General features: G+C 65.4%; 19 protein-coding genes and 1 other RNA gene. 10 read left to right on the top strand and 10 right to left on the bottom strand.

The genetic code is table 11. The features are described 5' to 3' along the window. Window positions 1-3 precede the first annotated feature (3 nt). The 3 genes from ACS5Q0_RS18565 to ACS5Q0_RS18555 all read right to left on the bottom strand — a co-directional run bounded on the left by ACS5Q0_RS18565 (window position 4) and on the right by ACS5Q0_RS18555 (window position 4,389). Window positions 4-1,869: an extracellular solute-binding protein gene (locus ACS5Q0_RS18565; protein WP_473128133.1), complete on the bottom strand. Its 1,866-nt coding sequence runs from the start codon at window positions 1,867-1,869 to the stop codon at window positions 4-6. Continuing rightward, complete coding sequence (locus tag ACS5Q0_RS18560; RefSeq protein WP_473128132.1) at window positions 1,866-3,710, bottom strand: extracellular solute-binding protein; 1,845 nt, start codon at window positions 3,708-3,710, stop codon at window positions 1,866-1,868. The genes ACS5Q0_RS18565 and ACS5Q0_RS18560 overlap by 4 nt, the downstream gene beginning before the upstream one ends. Before the next feature lie 139 nt (window positions 3,711-3,849). Beyond that, entirely contained in the window at window positions 3,850-4,389 is a 540-nt protein-coding gene (locus tag ACS5Q0_RS18555) for a c-type cytochrome (protein WP_473128131.1), read from the bottom strand. Window positions 4,390-4,657: 268 nt separating this feature from the next. On the opposite strand from ACS5Q0_RS18555, the gene ACS5Q0_RS18550 reads away from it, so the two are divergent. From ACS5Q0_RS18550 to ACS5Q0_RS18540, 3 genes are read left to right on the top strand one after another with little or no spacing between them, the layout of a single operon-like run. Continuing rightward, entirely contained in the window at window positions 4,658-5,401 is a 744-nt protein-coding gene (locus ACS5Q0_RS18550) for a 3-deoxy-manno-octulosonate cytidylyltransferase (protein ID WP_473128130.1), read from the top strand. Next, window positions 5,398-6,252: a prephenate dehydratase gene (locus tag ACS5Q0_RS18545; RefSeq protein WP_473128129.1), complete on the top strand. Its 855-nt coding sequence runs from the start codon at window positions 5,398-5,400 to the stop codon at window positions 6,250-6,252. The genes ACS5Q0_RS18550 and ACS5Q0_RS18545 overlap by 4 nt, the downstream gene beginning before the upstream one ends. Next, complete coding sequence (locus tag ACS5Q0_RS18540) at window positions 6,249-6,776, top strand: GNAT family N-acetyltransferase (RefSeq protein ID WP_473128128.1); 528 nt, start codon at window positions 6,249-6,251, stop codon at window positions 6,774-6,776. Before ACS5Q0_RS18545 ends, ACS5Q0_RS18540 begins: the two co-directional genes overlap by 4 nt. Before the next feature lie 43 nt (window positions 6,777-6,819). Here ACS5Q0_RS18540 and nudC read toward each other — a convergent pair whose 3' ends face one another. After that, on the bottom strand, window positions 6,820-7,722 hold the full coding sequence (gene nudC, locus ACS5Q0_RS18535; protein ID WP_473128127.1) for an NAD(+) diphosphatase: 903 nt from the start codon (window positions 7,720-7,722) through the stop codon (window positions 6,820-6,822). A gap of 16 nt (window positions 7,723-7,738) precedes the next feature. Further along, entirely contained in the window at window positions 7,739-8,149 is a 411-nt protein-coding gene (locus tag ACS5Q0_RS18530; protein WP_473128126.1) for an HIT domain-containing protein, read from the bottom strand. Between the two features lie 198 nt (window positions 8,150-8,347). Between ACS5Q0_RS18530 and ffs the strand changes: the two genes are divergently transcribed. The 4 genes from ffs (at window position 8,348) to recR (ending at window position 11,258) form a co-directional block, all read left to right on the top strand. Then, window positions 8,348-8,444, top strand: an RNA gene (ffs, locus tag ACS5Q0_RS18525) — signal recognition particle sRNA small type. Between the two features lie 27 nt (window positions 8,445-8,471). Beyond that, the gene (locus ACS5Q0_RS18520) at window positions 8,472-10,292 is read left to right on the top strand and encodes a DNA polymerase III subunit gamma/tau (protein WP_473128125.1); all 1,821 of its coding nucleotides are present in this window, start codon (window positions 8,472-8,474) and stop codon (window positions 10,290-10,292) included. A 30-nt stretch (window positions 10,293-10,322) separates the two neighbouring features. Continuing rightward, on the top strand, window positions 10,323-10,643 hold the full coding sequence (locus ACS5Q0_RS18515; RefSeq protein ID WP_473128124.1) for a YbaB/EbfC family nucleoid-associated protein: 321 nt from the start codon (window positions 10,323-10,325) through the stop codon (window positions 10,641-10,643). Between the two features lie 9 nt (window positions 10,644-10,652). Continuing rightward, on the top strand, window positions 10,653-11,258 hold the full coding sequence (recR, locus tag ACS5Q0_RS18510; protein WP_473128123.1) for a recombination mediator RecR: 606 nt from the start codon (window positions 10,653-10,655) through the stop codon (window positions 11,256-11,258). Window positions 11,259-11,389: 131 nt separating this feature from the next. Here the strand turns inward: recR and ACS5Q0_RS18505 are convergent, their stop codons facing one another. Next, on the bottom strand, window positions 11,390-11,644 hold the full coding sequence (locus ACS5Q0_RS18505; RefSeq protein WP_473128122.1) for a hypothetical protein: 255 nt from the start codon (window positions 11,642-11,644) through the stop codon (window positions 11,390-11,392). 146 nt (window positions 11,645-11,790) lie between these two features. On the opposite strand from ACS5Q0_RS18505, the gene dapD reads away from it, so the two are divergent. From dapD to ACS5Q0_RS18490, 3 genes are all read left to right on the top strand, one after another. After that, a complete protein-coding gene (gene dapD / locus ACS5Q0_RS18500) occupies window positions 11,791-12,636 on the top strand; it encodes a 2,3,4,5-tetrahydropyridine-2,6-dicarboxylate N-succinyltransferase (protein WP_473128121.1) in 846 nt (281 codons plus the stop codon). A 3-nt stretch (window positions 12,637-12,639) separates the two neighbouring features. Then, entirely contained in the window at window positions 12,640-13,806 is a 1,167-nt protein-coding gene (gene dapE, locus ACS5Q0_RS18495; RefSeq protein ID WP_473128120.1) for a succinyl-diaminopimelate desuccinylase, read from the top strand. Between the two features lie 96 nt (window positions 13,807-13,902). Beyond that, entirely contained in the window at window positions 13,903-14,493 is a 591-nt protein-coding gene (locus tag ACS5Q0_RS18490) for a hypothetical protein (protein ID WP_473128119.1), read from the top strand. Here ACS5Q0_RS18490 and truA read toward each other — a convergent pair. Genes truA through def form a run of 4 tightly spaced genes read right to left on the bottom strand, consistent with a single transcriptional unit; the run spans window position 14,490 to window position 17,185 of the window. Further along, window positions 14,490-15,233 carry a tRNA pseudouridine(38-40) synthase TruA gene (gene truA / locus ACS5Q0_RS18485; RefSeq protein ID WP_473128118.1) on the bottom strand — a complete coding sequence of 248 codons (744 nt, stop codon included), beginning with the start codon at window positions 15,231-15,233 and terminating at the stop codon, window positions 14,490-14,492. The two genes, ACS5Q0_RS18490 and truA, sit on opposite strands and share 4 nt — an antisense overlap. Before the next feature lies 1 nt (window position 15,234). Next, window positions 15,235-15,729: a GNAT family N-acetyltransferase gene (locus ACS5Q0_RS18480; protein WP_473128117.1), complete on the bottom strand. Its 495-nt coding sequence runs from the start codon at window positions 15,727-15,729 to the stop codon at window positions 15,235-15,237. An 8-nt stretch (window positions 15,730-15,737) separates the two neighbouring features. Further along, a complete protein-coding gene (gene fmt / locus ACS5Q0_RS18475) occupies window positions 15,738-16,670 on the bottom strand; it encodes a methionyl-tRNA formyltransferase (protein ID WP_473128116.1) in 933 nt (310 codons plus the stop codon). Beyond that, entirely contained in the window at window positions 16,667-17,185 is a 519-nt protein-coding gene (gene def / locus ACS5Q0_RS18470) for a peptide deformylase (RefSeq protein ID WP_473128115.1), read from the bottom strand. Before def ends, fmt begins: the two co-directional genes overlap by 4 nt. Window positions 17,186-17,239 lie beyond the last annotated feature (54 nt).

Here is a 17,239-nt window from a genome sequence, read left to right as displayed (position 1 = left end):
ACCTTACCCTCGCCCGATCCGCTTGGCCTTCTCGGCATCGTACCACCAGGTTCCCGGGGCTCCCGAGGCGAAGCGGGGCTTCTGCCCGGGGCGGGAGAACTGGTCCCAATAGGCGATCCATTCGCTGGCTCGATACCACATGGGCACCCAATAATGGCCCGAACGGAGAACCCGGTCCAGGGCGCGGCAGGCGACGTTGAGCTCCTGCCGGGACTTGGCGTTGGCGATCGTCTCGATCAGGGAGTCCACGGTCGGGTCGCTGATGCCGGCGATGTTCTGGGAGCCGGGCGTCTTCGCCGCCTCCGAGCCGTACACCACCCGCAGGCTGTCGCCGGGCGTCGATCCGCCGGAGAGGTTCCGGCTCGCCATGTCGAAGTCGAACTCCTCCATGCGGCGCTGGTACTGGGCGGCGTCCACCACGCGGGAGAACGCATCGATCCCGAGCCGCTTGAGATTGGCCTGGAACGGCTGCGTGTGCGGCTGGAGCGACGATTGGAAATCGAGGAACTCGATCCGGAACGGCTGCCCGTTGGGCAGCTTCAGCGCGCCGCCCTCGCGCTTGCAGCCGGCTTCCCGCAGCAGTTCGTCGGCGCGGCGCAGCAGCTTCCTGTCCTGGCCGGATCCGTCTGACACGGGCGGCGCGGGCGGCTCGCCGAACACGGAGGCCGGGAGCTTGCTGCGGAACGGCTCCAGAAGGGCGAGCTCCTCGGGTGAGGGCATACCCGTCGCCTCCATGTCGCTGTTCTCGAAATAGGACGTGGTGCGCTTGTACAGGCCGAACATGATGTTGGCGTTCGTCCATTCGAAATCGAAGGCGAGCCCGATGGCTTCGCGAATGCGCGGGTCCTTGAAGGCTTCGCGGCGGGTGTTGAAATACCAGCCCTGGACGGTCGAGGGGGCGTCGTTGGAGATCTCTTCCTTCTTCACCTTGCCTTCGCGCATGGCCGGAAAATCGTAGCCGGTCGACCAGATGCGCGAGGTGTATTCCTCGTGATAGTTGAGGGTGCCGTTCTTGAACGCTTCAAACGCCACCGTGCGGTCGCGGAAGTATTCCCAGCGAATGCGGTCGAAATTGTTCTGGCCCACATTCACGGGCAGGTCCTTGGCCCAGTAATCCGGCACGCGGTCGAACTCGATGTAGCGTCCCGTCTCGAACTTCCCCACCTTGTAGGGGCCCGAGCCGAGCGGCGCCTCCAGCGTCGAGGCTTCGAAATCCTTGCCCTGCCAGTAGCGCTCGGAAAAGATCGGCAGCGCGGCGACGACGAGATGCAGGTCGCGGCTGCGCTTGGGCGTGAACTGAACCCGCAGGACGTCGTCGGCTTCCGCTTCGGCGGCCGCCATCTGGGTCAGCAGGGCGCGATAGACCGGGTGGCCCTTTTCCTTGAGGATGTTCAGAGAGAAGGCGGCGTCCTTCGCGGTCAGCCGCGAGCCGTCGTGGAAGCGCGCCTCAGGGCGCAAGATGAAGCGATAGGTCAGCTTGTCCTGGGAGACGCGCACGCTCTTGGCGATCAGCCCGTACAGCGCGTCGGGCTCGTCGCTTGAGCCCGCCATCAGCGTGTCGAAGGTGGCGCCCATGCCGGCCGCGCCGTCGCCGCGCAGCACAAATATGTTCAGCGTATTGAAGGTGTCGAAATTCTGGTTTCCGGTGGTCTGCTTGATCTGCAGCGCCAGCGTGCCGCCCTTCGGGGCCGCGGGATTCACATAATCGAAATGCTTGAAGTCGGCGGTGTATTTCAGGTCGCCGAAGGCCGAGAGACCGTGGGTTTCGGTCTCCTCCGCCGTTTGAGCAAAGCTGGCTTTCGGGAGAACGCTCAGCACCGCGCCGGCGGCGCCGGTCTTGAGAAGGGTGCGCCGATCGAACGTTCTCATTGCGCCGCTCCCACCTTCGCGGCCTTGGCCTCGTCGTACCACCAGACGGTCGGGAAGGCCGCGCCGCCATAGCGGGGCATGGTCTGCGGGTGGCTGTAGCGATTCCAGCGGGCCGTGCGCTGCTTCAGCGACGTCCATTGCGGAACCACGTAATTGTGCGCGAGCAGGACCCGGTCGAGAGCCTTCGTCGCGGCCACGAGCTCATCGCGATCCTTGGCGTAGATGATCCTGTCGATCAGCGCATCGACCGCCGGATCCGAGATGCCCGCGAGGTTGCGCGAGCCCTCGCGTTGCGCCGCCTGGGATCCCCAGAATTCCCTCTGCTCGTTGCCGGGCGACAGGGATTCCGGCCAGACCGCCGTGGTGATGTCGAAGTCGAAGGATCGGGTGCGGTTGGTGTATTGCACGTCGTCGACCGTGCGAACCGAAACGACGATGCCGAGCCGCTCGAGCACCGACTTGTAGGGCAGGAAGACGCGCTCGTCGTTGGGGCTGCTGCTGAGAAGCTCCACGCTCAGCGATTCGCCGCGCGCGTTGACCCGCCGTCCGTTCTTGACCTCCCAGCCGGCCTCGCGCAGCAGGCGATCCGCCTCGCGCAGGTTGCCGCGGATGTTCTCCGGCGTATCGTTGACCGGATTCTTGTAGGGCGTCGTGAAGACCTCGGGCGGAACCTTGTCGCGGAGGCTTTCGAGGATCTCCAGCTCCTTGCCCTCGGGCAGCCCGGAGGAGGCGAGCTCGAGGCCGTAGAAGTAGCTGTTCACGCGCTCGTAGAGCCCGTAGAACACGATCTTGTTGAGCTCCTCGAACGGAAACGCCAGGTTGAAGGCGCGCCGGACGCGCTCGTCCTTGAACTTGTCGCGCCGCAGGTTCAGCACGAAGGCCTGCATGATGCCGGTGGAGCGATAGGGAAATTCCTCGAGGACGACGCGGCCTTCCTGCCGCGCCGGAAAATCGTAGCCCGTCGCCCAGTTGCGGGCGCTGTTCTCCGAACGGAAATCGATTCGATCCGCCTTGAAGGCTTCGAGCAGCACCGTCGCGTCGCGGTAATATTCGTAGCGGATCTCGTCGAAATTGTTCTCGCCGACATTCACGTTGAGATTCGCGCCCCAGTAATCCTTCACGCGTTCGTAGGTGGCGTTGCGTCCGGCGTCGAAGCTCTTGAGCCGGTAGGGGCCCGAACCCAGAGGAGGCTCCAGCGTGGTCTGCGAGACGTCGCGCTTCCGTCCGGTGGGATCGGTGCCCTCCCACCAGTGCTTGGGCAGCACGATCAGCTGCCCCATGATCTGGGGCAGCTCCCGGTTGCCCTTTTCGTTGAAGGTGAACCGTACTTCACGCTCGCCCGTCTTCTCGGCCTTCGTCACGTTGGCGTAGTAGAAGGCGTAGGTCGGGCTGTTCGCCTTGAACGACTCGAAGGAGAAGATCACGTCATCCGCCGTGACGGGCTGTCCGTCGTGCCATTTGGCCTCGGGACGCAGCCGGAACGTGACGGAGGAATAATCCTCCGGATAGGAGAAGGCCTCGGCGAGCAGGCCGTAAGAGGCGCTCGGTTCGTCGAGAGAGGACGTGGTCAGCGTCTCGTAGATGAGGCCCAGGCCCTGCTCGGGCGATCCCTTCACGCCCGCGACCACGATGTTGAAGCTGTCGAAGGTGCCCTGGGCCCCGAGCCGGACTAGTCCGCCCTTCGGGGCTTCGGGGTTCACATAATCGAAATGCTTGAAGCCGGGCTGATATTTGGGCTCTCCGAGGAGGGCCGCGCCATGCCGCCACTGGGCTTCCTGGGCTGCGAGGGGGGTAAGGCCAAGGCAGGCGGCCAGGAAGCTGAGCAGAAGGGTACGGATCACAAAGCGTCTCCTGAAGGACGAGGCGTCTGTCGGCAGGTTACATTTTTGGGCGGTCCAGGGCGAGCGCAAGGGAGGAGGGGCAAAACAAAAGCCGGGCGCAAGGCCCGGCTTCTCTGAAATTCAGGGGTGTTCGCGGACCTTACTGGGCCGGGAACGGAACGGGATTGTCCGAGAGGGTCCGCAGGTAGGCGAGCAGGTCGGCCCGCTCCTTGTCGTTCGCGATGCCCGCGAAGGCCATGATGGTACCCGGCGTCGCCTTCTTCGGGTTGTGGATGAAATCGTTCAGCGCCTGATAGGTCCAGTCGCCGCCATGGGCCTTCATGGCGTTGGAGTAGTTGAAGCCCTCGTGCGAGGCGACCGGGCGGCCGACGACGCCATAGAGATTCGGGCCGACCTTGTTCGGGCCGCCCTTGGTCAGATCGTGGCAGGCGGCGCATTTCTTGGCCGCGGCCTGGCCTTTGGCCGGATCGGCGTTGGCCAGGAGGACGGGGAGCGGCTCGGCCGGAGCGGCCGGGGCTCCAGCGCCGCCGGCGGAAGCCTCTTCGGCTGCCGGAAGGTCGTAGCCCGGAACGGCCGGTGCATGAGGCGAGAACAGACCTTCGGCAACGACTTTGACGCCGACCACGAAGAGAAGCGTACCGAAAAGGGCACCCAGGATCTTATTGGTCTCGATATTCATAAGTTAGGCTCTCCTCGCCTGGTCACGGCGAACCCAGCGCAAACAGAACGGCTTCGCGGGCGGGCGCCCACGGTTACGCGGCGTTGCTTAGCCGTTATGAAGGGGTTTTGACAATGGGGTTGTTGCAGGTTTCGGCGCTCCATTGGTCGCAGCGCGGTTCAAAAGACCGACAGAAGCGCTCGCGCCCCTGCGTCAAGTGCTGCGCAGCCCATGACAAACGGGAGCCGCCTTGGTAAGGACGCGCAGCTTTTTCTCTGCGGATTGCGCCATGTCCGACCCTCTCGTTCTCATCCCCGCCCGCCTCGCGGCGACCCGCCTGCCGAACAAGCCCCTGGCGGATATCGCCGGTGAGCCGATGATCGTCCATGTGTGGCGGCGGGCGGTTGAAGCCGGGATCGGACCCGTTGCGATCGCGACCGACGCCCCCGAGGTCGCCGAGGCCGTGACGCGGGTCGGCGGGCGGGCCGTCATGACCCGCTCCGACCACGCCTCGGGGTCCGACCGGATCTTCGAGGCTGTGGAAAAGATCGATCCCGAGGGGCGGCACGATGTGGTGGTGAACGTGCAAGGGGACTTGCCGACCGTCGATCCGGCCGCCATCGCGGCCTCGGTTGCGCCTCTCTCGGACCCTGCCGTCGATCTGGCCACTCTGGTGGCGGTGATCGAACGCGAGGAGGAGAAGACCAACCCGAACGTGGTGAAGATGGTGGGGGCTCAGGTCTCGCCCGGCCGCTTCCGGGCGCTCTATTTTACCCGCGCCACGGCCCCTTATGGAGAAGGGCCGCTCTATCACCACATCGGCCTTTATGCCTATCGCCGCGCAGCCTTGCAGCGCTTCGTCGCCATGCCGCCGTCTCCGCTGGAGCTGCGTGAGAAGCTGGAGCAGCTGCGGGCGCTCGAGGCCGGCATGCGCATCGACGCGGTGGCCGTCGATGGCGTGCCGCTCGGCGTCGACACCCCGCAGGATTTGGATAGAGCCCGCGAGATCATCGCGGCCCGGAGGACAGCATGAAGCAGGTTATTTCGTTCCAAGGCGAGCCGGGGGCCAATTCCCACATCGCCTGCTCGGAGATGTATCCCGGTTGGGAGGTGCTGCCGTGCCCGACCTTCGAGGACGCCTTCGCCGCCGTGAACGAAGGCGAGGCTGGGCTCGCCATGATCCCCATCGAGAACTCGATCGCGGGCCGCGTGGCGGACATCCATCACCTCCTGCCGACCTCCGGCCTGCACATCGTCGGCGAGCACTTCCTGCCCATCCATTTCCAGCTGATGGCGCTGCCCGAGGCCGATCTCGGCACGATCAAGAGCGTGTACAGCCACGTCCACGCCCTGGGCCAGTGTCGCAAGATCATCCGCAAGCTCGGCCTGAAGGCGAATGTCGCGGGTGACACCGCCGGATCCGCGCGGCAGGTCGCGGAGTGGAAGGATCCCACCCGCGCTTCGCTTGCTCCCCGCATGGCGGCCGACATCTATGGTCTGAAGATCCTCGCCGAGGACGTGGAGGACGAATCGCACAACACGACGCGCTTCGTGATTCTGTCGAAGACGCCGAAATGGGCCCCTGCGGGCAACGGGCCGACCGTCACCTCCTTCGTCTTCCGCGTGCGCAACCTGCCCGCGGCGCTCTACAAGGCGCTGGGCGGCTTTGCGACGAACGGCATCAACATGACCAAGCTCGAGAGCTACATGGTCGAGGGCTATTTCAAGGCCACGCAGTTCTATGCCGAGGTGGACGGCCATCCGGAGGACGCGAATCTCAGGCGCGCCCTGGAGGAGCTCGAATTCTTCTCCCGCGAGCTGCGCATCCTCGGCGTCTATCCGGCCGCGCCCTTCCGCGAACACATCCAGGAAGCGGCGGAGTGACCATCCGCGAGGCCGACGAGGGCGATGTGGACGGCATCGCTCAGGTGCATGTTCAGGGCTGGCGAGAATCCTACAAGGATTTCATGACGCCCGAAGCCCTCGCGGGCCTCTCCGTCAATGAACGGAAAAGGATGTGGCGTAGCGTCCTCGCTGAATCCGATCCACAGGCGAAGCTCTTGGTGGCGACGCGGCCAGACGGCGAGATCGTCGGCTTCGTGCGTGGCGGACCGGCCCGTAAGAATGGCGCCGATGCTCTCGGGACGGATGCGGAGGTCTTTGCGATCTACCTGCTCGACAAGGCAAAGCGGCAGGGCCTCGGGCGCAGGATGATGGCTGGGGTGTTCGATCATCTGGCGGCTCAAGGGTTTCGTTCAGTCGGGCTGTGGGTTCTAAAGGACAATCTCGCGGCCCGCTGCTTCTACGAAGCGCTCGGAGGACGGGCCGGGCCCGAGCGGACGTTCGATGTGCGCGGCCAGATGCTCACGGAAGTGGCCTACCGCTTCGAGCCCGTTCCGCGGCTTTGATCCATCCGTTATTCCAACTCGAGCGCCGCGACGATCCGGAGGTTCAGCCCTTCACCCACTCCCGCAGCAGGTGGTTCGCGATGGCGATCGGGGTCGGGGCGGCGAAATCGTCGTGCGTGCCCTCCAGCATGCGGCGCACGTCGTCCTTGGTGAACCAGCGGGCGTCCTCCAGTTCCTCCTGGTCGAAGTGAATCTCCTCCGTGATCGCCTCGCCGACGCAGCCGATCATGATGTTCGACGGGAACGGCCAGGGCTGCGAGGTCAGGTAGCGAACCTCGCCCACCCGGATGCCCGCTTCCTCGAAGGTTTCGCGGCGCACCGCGTCCTCCACGGTCTCGCCCGGCTCCAGGAAGCCGGCGAGGCAGGAATACATCTTCTCCGCGAAGCGCGACTGGCGGCCCATGAGGCACTTGTCGCCACGGGTGATCAGCATGATCACCACCGGATCGGTGCGGGGGAAATGCTGCGCGCCGCAAGACGGGCAATCGCGCCGGAAGCCGGCCTGGGAGGCCCCGGTCGGCGCGCCGCAATTGGCGCAGAAGCGATGGCGGTTGTGCCAGTCGAGGATCGACTTCGCCATGGCCAGGATGCCGAGTTCCTCCGCAGGCACGAGGCCGCGAATTGCGATGGAGCGCAGATCCGTCACGGCATAGGCAGGATCGTTCTGGAACGGCTCCGCCGCTTCCGATGCGGCCAGGGTCGCGATCACAGGGCGGTCCCGAAGGGTTCCGAGAAACACCTGCTCCTTGTGAGCGGGCAGGCGGTCCAAGGTTGAGAGGGGCAGAAGCCCCGTGCAGGGCTCTCCGGCCTTCAGGATCGGCAGGTCGCCCGCCAGGAGGACCAGGGCGCTCTCCGGGTTCCGGGCGGCATGGGCCAAGGCTTCCGGGTCACGCTCCGCGCTGTGGCGGACGAGGGGGTTGGTGATGTAGCCGATGGGGCGCGTCATGGATTCGGGCTTCGGTTCAAGCTTCGGCGAAAACGGTGGCGGCGCGCTCGATGAGCGCGGTTGCGGCATGGTCCGGGTAAGGCGTGCGCGTGCCGTGGCCCCAGACGGGCCCGGGCCAGGCCGGATCCGAGCGGAAGCGCCCGATCACATGGACATGAAGCTGCGTCACGATGTTGCCCAGCGCGCCGACATTCACCTTGTCGGGCTTGGACAGGGCCAGCATCACCTTGGTGGCGATGCGGATTTCCTGCGCCAGTTGGGCGTAATCCGCCTCCGACAGATCGGTGAACTCGCTCACGTTGGGGATGCGCGGCACCAGCACGAACCAGGGGAAGCGGGCATCGTTCAGGAGCAGGACCGATGAGAGGGCGAGATCCCCGATGGGGATCGTATCGGCTTCGAGCCGGGAATCGAGCTGAAATGTCATCGCTCTATCTAGCCGAGGTCGCGGCTTTCTGTCAGCCGTCATCCCCGGGCTTGCCCCGGGAATTCTCGTCTCGAAAGCGCTCGGGCTTCGACAATGTGGGAGGGTCGGCAGCCGCCGCTGCGACCGGATGCCGGGGACGAACCCACAGGAAAAAGTTTCCAACTTGCGTTCCGTCCCCGAAACGCCCATATAGCGATTGGGAGGTTGGCGAGGGACGTCTCACTCGCCAACCGGGTCAGGTCCGGAAGGAAGCAGCCCTAACGAGACCGAACGGGTCTTCGTCCAGCCTCCCACCTGAGAGTTTCCCAAAGCCTTGCAGCCGATGGACAACACAACAGCCGGCACGCCCCTGAACGACGAGCCGGCCCTGCCGGGTTTCCCCGCCGCGCATCAGCCGGCTGCGCAGTCCTCGCCCTATCGCGTTCTCGCCCGCAAATACCGCCCCCGGACCTTCGACGACCTGATCGGTCAGGAGGCGATGGTTCGCACCCTCTCGAACGCGTTCGAGACCGGGCGCATTCCCCAGGCGTGGATGCTCACCGGCGTCCGCGGCGTGGGCAAGACCACGACGGCCCGCATTCTGGCCCGCGGCCTGAACTATCAGAAGCCTGATGGATCCGGCGCCCCCACCATCCACATGCCCGAGCTGGGCACGCATTGCGAAGCCATCATGGAATCGCGGCACGTGGACGTGCTGGAAATGGACGCCGCCTCCCATACTGGCATCGACGACGTTCGCCAGATCATCGACGGCATCCGCTATTCGCCGGTTTCCGCGCGCTACAAGGTCTACATCATCGACGAGGTCCACATGCTCTCGGAGAAGGCGTTCAACGCCTTCCTGAAGACGCTGGAGGAGCCGCCGCCGCACGCGAAGTTCATCTTCGCCACCACCGAGATCCGCAAGGTTCCCGTCACGATCCTGTCCCGCTGCCAGCGCTTCGATCTGCGCCGCGTGGAGGCGGACAAGCTCGTGGGCCATCTCTCCCGCATCTGCGCCTCCGAAGGGGTGCAGGCGGAGCAGGAGGCTCTCGCCGCCGTCGCCCGCGCGGCGGAGGGCTCGGTTCGCGATTCGCTCTCGCTGCTGGACCAGGCCATCGCCCACGGCGCGGGCGTGGTGACGCCGGACACCGTGCGCGACATGCTGGGGCTTGCGGACCGCACCCAGGTGATCGACCTCTTCGAGGCCGTGATGCGCGGCGACGTTCCCGCCGCCTTCGCCGGACTTCGCTCGCAATATGACGCGGGCGCCGACCCGGCGGTGATTCTGTCCGACCTCGCCGCCTTCTCCCATGTGGTCACGCGCCTGAAGCTGATCCCGGAGGCGGCGAAGGATCCGGCGCTGTCCGAGATCGAGAAGACGCGCGGCCTGGATTACGCGCAGAAGCTCTCGGTGCGCACGCTCTCGCGCGCCTGGCAGATGCTGTTGAAGGGCATTCCCGAGGTCCAGTCCTCCAACCGTCCGATCTCGGCGGCGGAGATGGTGCTCGTGCGCCTGGCCTATGCGGCCGATCTGCCGACGCCCGACGAGGCGCTGCGCGCGCTGAAGGACGGCGCGCCGCTCGCCCCCGGCGGCCCCGCGCCGGCGCGGCCGTCCGGTGGTGGCCCTGCGACCTCCGGCAATATGGCGCTTGCGACGTCGCAGGCCCGGCCGATGCCTCGCCCGCAGGCCGCGCTGGCCGAACCGACCATGCGTCTTCGCCGTTTCGAGGACGTGGTGGCGCTCGCCGGCGAGAAGCGGGAGATCGTGCTGAAGGCTGCCTTGGAGCGCGAGGTCCGCCTCGTGCGCTTCGAGGAAGGCCATATCGAGCTCAGCCTCGCGGAGAACGGCAGCCGCACCATCGCCAACGATCTCTCGCGCGCGCTGCAGCAATGGACCGGCGAGCGCTGGATGGTGGCTCTCTCCTCGGAGGAGGGCGCGCCGACCTTGCGCGATCAGGCGGTGGCTGCCGAGCGCGAGCGCAAGGAAGGTGCAGCCAATCATCCGCTCGTGCAGGCGGTCCTCACCAAATTCCCGGGCGCGCAGATCGTCAACGTGATCGAGCGCGCGGAGAAGGCGGGCGAGGACGCGGAGACGGACATCCTGGGCGAGGCCGATGCGCTGGCGGCGCACGAGGCGGAAGCCGACGACGATCTTTTCTAATCCGATCTTTTCGCATCAAGGAGCGCGGTCATGAAGGACATCATGGGGCTGATGAAACAGGCTCAGGCGATGCAGCAGAAGCTGCAGGATGCTCAGGCCGAGCTCGACAACCTCGAGGTCGAGGGCTCCGCCGGCGGCGGTGTCGTCACCGTGAAGATCACGGGCAAAGGCAACCTCAAGGCCATCAGCATCGATCCCTCGCTCATGAACCCGGACGAGAAGGAGATCCTCGAGGATCTCATCGTGGCGGCCATGAACGACGCGCGCGGGAAGGCGGATCGCGCCGCGCAGGAGCGGATGGAGAGCCTCACGAAGGGCCTTCCCCTGCCGCCCGGCCTGAAGCTGTTCTGAGGCGCTTGAATGGCCCAGCACGTTGCCGGTCCCGAGATCGAACGCCTGATTCAATTGCTCGCGCGCCTGCCGGGTCTCGGGCCTCGTTCGGCGCGCCGGGCCGCGCTCCATCTCATCAAGAAGCGGGACACGCTGCTCAATCCGTTGAGCGATGCGATGCGCATCGCCAACGAGCGCATCGTCGTGTGCTCGTCCTGCGGCAACGTGGATACGTCCGATCCCTGCACCATCTGCCGCGACCCCAAGCGCGATCCGTCGATCCTGGTGGTCGTGGAGGACGTGTCGGATCTCTGGGCGCTCGAGCGTTCGGGCGCAGTCAATGCGAAATATCACGTGCTGGGCGGCGTGCTCTCGCCGCTCGATGGCGTGCGCCCCGAGCATCTCAATCTGGACCGCCTCGTCGCGCGCGCATCGGAGCCCGGCGTGGCGGAGGTGATCCTCGCCCTCAACGCGACGGTCGACGGGCAGACCACCGCGCATTACATCACCGAGCTTCTCGGGCACTTGCCCGTCAAGGTGACGAAGCTCGCCCATGGTGTCCCGGTCGGCGGCGAGCTCGATTACCTCGACGAGGGGACGCTCTCCGCCGCGATTCGACAGCGCACGTCGTTCTAAAAACAACTCAGCCGCTTCACGCCGGGATCACGAGCCGATCGTGCCTGCGTTGCTTTCCAACGTAAAGCTGCCGCCGAGTTGCGCCGCGAAGGCGCGGATCGGCTTCATGCCGAGCGAAGAGGCGTTTTCCGTCACGCCGGACACGCCCCTTCCGTTGTCCCGGACCACGATTTCGATCTGGCCGCCAGGAGCAGATCACTCGTATCGAGGGTACGCTTCGTGTACTCCTCCATCAGCAGAGAGAGATCCTGCGTTGCGGCCTCTGCCCGGGTGGTCGCGGCGCGATACTCGAACCAGAGGAATGTGCCTCGCAGTCCAAGCACGGCAACAGCGAAAAGGATGGCCGTAGCGTAGAGAATGCTGCGCATGTCACGGACGGGGATCATGAGACGCAGTCTCGGGCTCCGGGAGCGTACGAGGGATCTGGGGCCCATGAGGCGCTCTGCTCGGCAATGGCACTCTTGTCCAGGTGACAGAGGCAAATCTCGTTGCTAAGCAGGGCGTCAATAACCCTTTTGCTCCGAGTGATGCCATGACCCAGACCGATCTCGCCCGCACCATCGATGCCGCCTGGGAGGACCGCGCCAATGTCAGCCCCGCGACGACGGGCGCCGTGCGCGAAGCCGTGGAGGAAGCGATCCGTCAGCTCGATGCCGGCAAGGCCCGCGTGGCGGAGAAAACCGAAGGCGGCGAGTGGCAGGTCCATCAATGGCTCAAGAAGGCGGTTCTGCTCTCCTTCCGCCTCAACGACATGTCCGTGATCAAAGGCGGGCCCGGCGAGGCCACGTGGTGGGACAAGGTTCCCTCCAAGTTCGACGGCTGGACCGAGGCCGAGTTCAAGGCGGCGGCATTCCGCGCCGTGCCGAACTGCACCGTGCGCCGCGGCGCCTATGTCGCGCCCGGCGTGGTGCTGATGCCCTCTTTCGTGAACCTCGGCGCCTATGTGGACGAAGGCACCATGGTGGACACCTGGGCCACGGTCGGATCCTGCGCGCAGATCGGCAAGAACGTGCATCTCTCCGGCGGCGTGGGCATCGGCGGCGTGCTCGAGCCGCTCCAGGCCAATCCCACCATCATCGAGGACAATTGCTTCATCGGCGCCCGCTCCGAAGTGGTGGAGGGCGTGATCGTGGGCGAAGGCTCCGTGCTCTCCATGGGCGTGTTCATCTCCGCCTCGACCAAGATCGTCGACCGCAACACGGGCGAGGTCTTCGTGGGCCGCGTGCCGCCTTACTCTGTGGTCGTCCCCGGTTCGCTCCCTGGCAAGCCGCTGCCGGACGGCACTCCGGGTCCGTCGCTCTACTGCGCCGTCATCGTCAAGCGCGTGGATGCTCAGACCCGCGCCAAGACGGGCATCAACGAGCTGCTGCGGGATTGATCGATGCGCCTCACGCCCCTGTTCCTCACCCAGTCGCTTCTCCGCTGTCCGTCCGTGACGCCGGAGGAGGGCGGTGCGCTTTCCTTCATCGAGAGCGTGCTGAAGAAGGCGGGGTTCGAGGTGCATCGTCCGGTCTTCTCCGAGCCCGGCACGCCGGACGTGGAGAACCTTTACGCACGCTATGGCACGGGCGAGCCTTACCTGATCTTTGCGGGCCACACGGATGTGGTGCCGCCGGGCGATCTCGGTCGCTGGCGCCATGACCCGTTCAGCGGCGAAATCGACAATGGCGAGCTCTATGGGCGCGGCGCCGTCGACATGAAGGGCGGCATCGCCTGCATGATGGCGGCTGCGCTCGACTTCGTTCAGGAAAATCCCGATTTCGGCGGCTCCATCGGCTTTCTCATCACGGGCGACGAGGAAGGCCCGGCCGTCAACGGGACGGTCAAGCTCCTCGAATGGGCGAAAGGGCGCGGCGAGCGCTTCGATCATTGCATCCTCGGCGAGCCGACCAATCCCAACCAGCTCGGCGACATGATCAAGATCGGGCGGCGCGGTTCGCTCACCGGCCGAATCGTCGTCGAAGGCAAGCAGGGGCACGTGGCCTATCCGCACCTCGCGGACAATCCCATTCCCGGCATGTTGCGCCTCCTCGACGGGCTCCTGCGCGAGCCACTCGATCACGGCACGGAGCATTTTGATGCCTCGAACCTCGAGGTGACGACGGTGGATGTCGGCAATCCCGCCTCCAACGTGATCCCCGCCGAGGCGAAGGCCACCTTCAACATCCGCTTCAACGATCTCTGGACGCCTGAGAGTCTGGAAGCGGAAATCGCTCGGCGCCTGAACGAGGCCGCCGGCAACAGCGTTCGCTATACGTTGCGCATGGAGCCGACGAACGCCGTCGCGTTCCTCACGCCCCCCAATCAGTTCGTGGGCTTCATCGCGGATGCCGTGGAGGCCGAGACGGGGCTGCGCCCCAAGCTCTCCACCACGGGCGGCACATCGGATGCGCGCTTCATCGTGAAGGATTGCCCGGTCGTGGAATTCGGCCTCGTCGGCCAGACCATGCATCAGATCGACGAGCGGGTGGCGGTGGACGATCTCGACCGGCTCACGGCGATCTATCGCAAAGTTTTGAACGCCTATTTCTCGACGAATCCCTCGTAGAAGCGGGGCTGTATTCAACTAAAGTCGCACCTGCGCCGGAACGTTTTCCGGTTTCAGCCGGTTTCCGTGAGCATCCCAACCAAAGTGAGGCTGCTCATGATCATCACGGCAGAAGAGGTCAATCGCTCGTTCCGGGGAGCGCTCGATCTGCTTCACAGCAGGGCGGAAGGATTGAAGTCCTTCGACATGAGCGAACGGGGCTTCTGGCGCTCCTTTGCCGCGATCTGGCTGACGCTGCCCGCCTATATCGTCTCGCTTGCCTTCGAGCGCCTGCGTCTTGGCCTGCTGCAACCAGATCGATCCCTGCTCGGCAGCCTGTGGATCGACATCGTCGTGGCCGTAGGCCATGTGGCGGGCTTTGTCGCGCTGCCTCTGGCCATGATTTGGGTCGCCCGCCGCTTCAACCTGACGAGGGCCTATGTGCCCTTTGTCATCGTCACGAACTGGATAACCGTCGTCGGCCTGCTCGTGCTGTCCGTGCCGGCCATGCTCCTGCTGCTCGGCTGGGCCACTCCGTCGCTCGCCAGCCTCTTCAGTCTCGCCTTCGCCATTATCATCGTGCGGATGCAATGGTTCGCGACGAAGGCGACGCTCGGCATTTCAGGCCTCGCGGCCTTCGGAATCGTGCTGCTTGGGATCGTCCTCAATTCCTGCGTGGCGAGTGTCACCCGCTCTCTCCTCGGCTAATCCGGATAATCGACGCCGATCAGGTAGAGCCCCGTCGATGGCGCCATGGGGCCGCACCGGGTGCGGTCCCGGGCATCGAGGGCGGCGCGCACGTCCGCGACCGACCAGCGCCCGGCACCAGCCCTCTCCAAGGTTCCCGTCATCGAACGCACCTGGTGGTGCAGGAACGAGCGGGCGGAGGCGTAGATCCGGATCTCGTCGCCGATCCGCTCCACGTCCAGTCGGTCGAGGGTGCGGATCGGGCTGTTCGCCTGGCATTCCGCTGCGCGAAAGGTGGTGAAGTCGTGCCGGCCCAGGAGCGTCTGCGCGGCCTCGTGCATCACGGCCGCATCGAGGTGCCACGCCACATGCCAGACCCGGGAGGCTTCGAGAGCCGGCGGCGCGCGGCGGTTGAGGATGCGATAGACATAGTGCCGCTTGGTGGCGGAGAGACGCGCGTTGAAGGTCTCGGGCACGCTCTGGGCCGAAATGACCGCAACGGGCGCGGGCCTCAGGTGAGCATTGGTGGCGTCCCGAACCGTGTCGGGCCGCCATTCCTTCCCAAGATCCACATGGACGACCTGATGGGTTGCGTGGACGCCGGAATCCGTGCGCCCGGCGCAATGGATGCGGACCGTCTCACCGGCAAAGCGCGCGATGGCATCCTCCACGGCCTGCTGCACCGAGAGGCCGTTCGTCTGATGCTGCCAGCCTGTAAAGGGCGTGCCGTCGTATTCCACGACGAGCTTGTAGCGGGGCATGTTACTTCAATTCTGCAAAGGCCCGGGCATAGGATACCGGGCCATGGGCCTCTTTTCCCTTCTCGGACAGAGCAAGGGCCTGGAGATAGGGCCCGTCATAGGGAGTTTTCAACCGGCTCGCCAGAGCGGGCGTGAAACCGAACCGCTTGTAGTAGTCCGGATCGCCGAGCACCACGACGAGATCGTATCCGTCGCCTTCAAGCCTCTCGAGACCTTGGCGCACGAGGTCCGAGCCGACGCCCTGCCTCTGGAATTCGGGGGTGACGGCCAGCGGGGCCAGCACGCATCCGTCGAGGGCGGGGGCTTCGTGGAGCGCCAGACGTGAAAAGGCGATGTGACCGGCAGGCTTGTCGACATAGGCGGTGAGGGAGAGGATCAGGTCTCCCTCATCGTGCAGGCGATGCACGAGTTCGGCCTCGGTCGTTTGCCGAAAGGCCGCCTCGTAGATGGCATAGACCGCCGACCAATCGGTCGTGTCCTCCACGCGGATGCCCATGGTACACCTCACGAAAAGCGGGCGCCCGGACCAATCCTCACGCCGCGAATGAATTCGTCGAAGGCGACGGGCCCTTTGCCGGCCCGCTGGACCTGGACCAGGCGCACAGCCCCATCGCCACAGGATACCGTACCATCGCCGTCGAGAAGTGTCCCCACCTCTCCGGAACTTTTTCCCAACGTAGCCTTGAGAACCTTCACCCGCTCGTCGCCCTTGCCGAAATCAGCCGTGAAGAAAGCCCCCGGGAAGGGAGACAGGCCCCGGATCTGGTCGTGCACGGACTGCGCGGGCTTCGCCCAGTCGATGCGCGCATCCTCGTTCTTGAGCTTGTGCGCATAGGTCACGCCCTCGTCGGGCTGTGGCGTGAAGCTCAGGCCCCCGCGGGAGAGGGCGGCGAGGGCGCGGACCATAAGATCGGCGCCGAGCACCATGAGCCGGTCGTGGAGTTCTCCCGCGGTCATGTCGGGGCCGATCGCCACCTTCTCGGCCATGGCGACGGGACCGGTATCGAGGCCCTCTTCCATCTTCATGACGGCGACGCCCGTTTCCTTGTCACCCGCCATGATCGCGCGCTGGATCGGAGCCGCACCGCGCCAGCGGGGGAGGAGCGAGGCGTGGAGATTGAGGCAGCCGAGCTCCGGCGCCTCCAGGATCGCCTTCGGCAGGATCATGCCGTAGGCGACCACCACGGCCACATCGGCATCGAGGCTCCGGAAGGTTTCGGCCGCCTCTTCGGTGCGCAGGGTCTTGGGCGTGAAGACGGGCAGGCCGAACCGCTCCGCCATCCGGTGCACGGGGGAGGGCTTCAGCTCCATGCCCCGGCCCGCCGCGGCGGGCTCGCGGGTATAGACGGCGACGACCTCGTGGCCCTGCCCGACGATCTCAGCCAAGGTGGGCACCGCGAAATCCGGGGTGCCCATGAAGACGACGCGAAGGCTCATGCTCCGGCCTCGCGCTTTGCGGCCTTCTTGAACTTGGTCATGACCCTGTCCCGCTTGAGCTTGGACAGGTAATCGATGAAGAGAACGCCGTTCAGGTGATCGATCTCGTGCTGCACGCAGGTCGCCATGAGGCCGTCGGCCTCCTGCTCGATCACCTCGCCCTTGAGATTCATGTAGCGGAAGCGCACCCGGTCCGGGCGCTCGACCTCCTCGTAATATTCGGGGATCGACAGGCAGCCTTCCTCATAGACCCGCTTCTCCTCCGAGGCCCAGACGACCTCGGGGTTGATCAGCACCAGCGGCTCCCGCTCGTCCTCGGACTTGGAGACGTCCATCGTCACGATCCGCAGGGGAACGCCGATCTGGATCGCCGCCAGGCCGACGCCGGGGGCGTCGTACATGGTTTCCAGCATGTCCTCGGCCAGCTGGCGGATCTCCTGCGTGATGTCCTTAACGGGTTCGGAAACCTGCCGGAGTTTGGAATCGGGAAGGATGACAAGGGGTCTGATGCTCATGATTGCGGGAGATAAGGGCTTGTAAGTGGATGGTCAAATCGTTCGTGATATGTT

Source organism: Microvirga sp. HS2, from assembly GCF_055792805.1.
The sequence above is the reverse complement of the archived record's forward strand: the minus strand, read 5'-3'. Positions and strand labels throughout refer to the sequence as shown.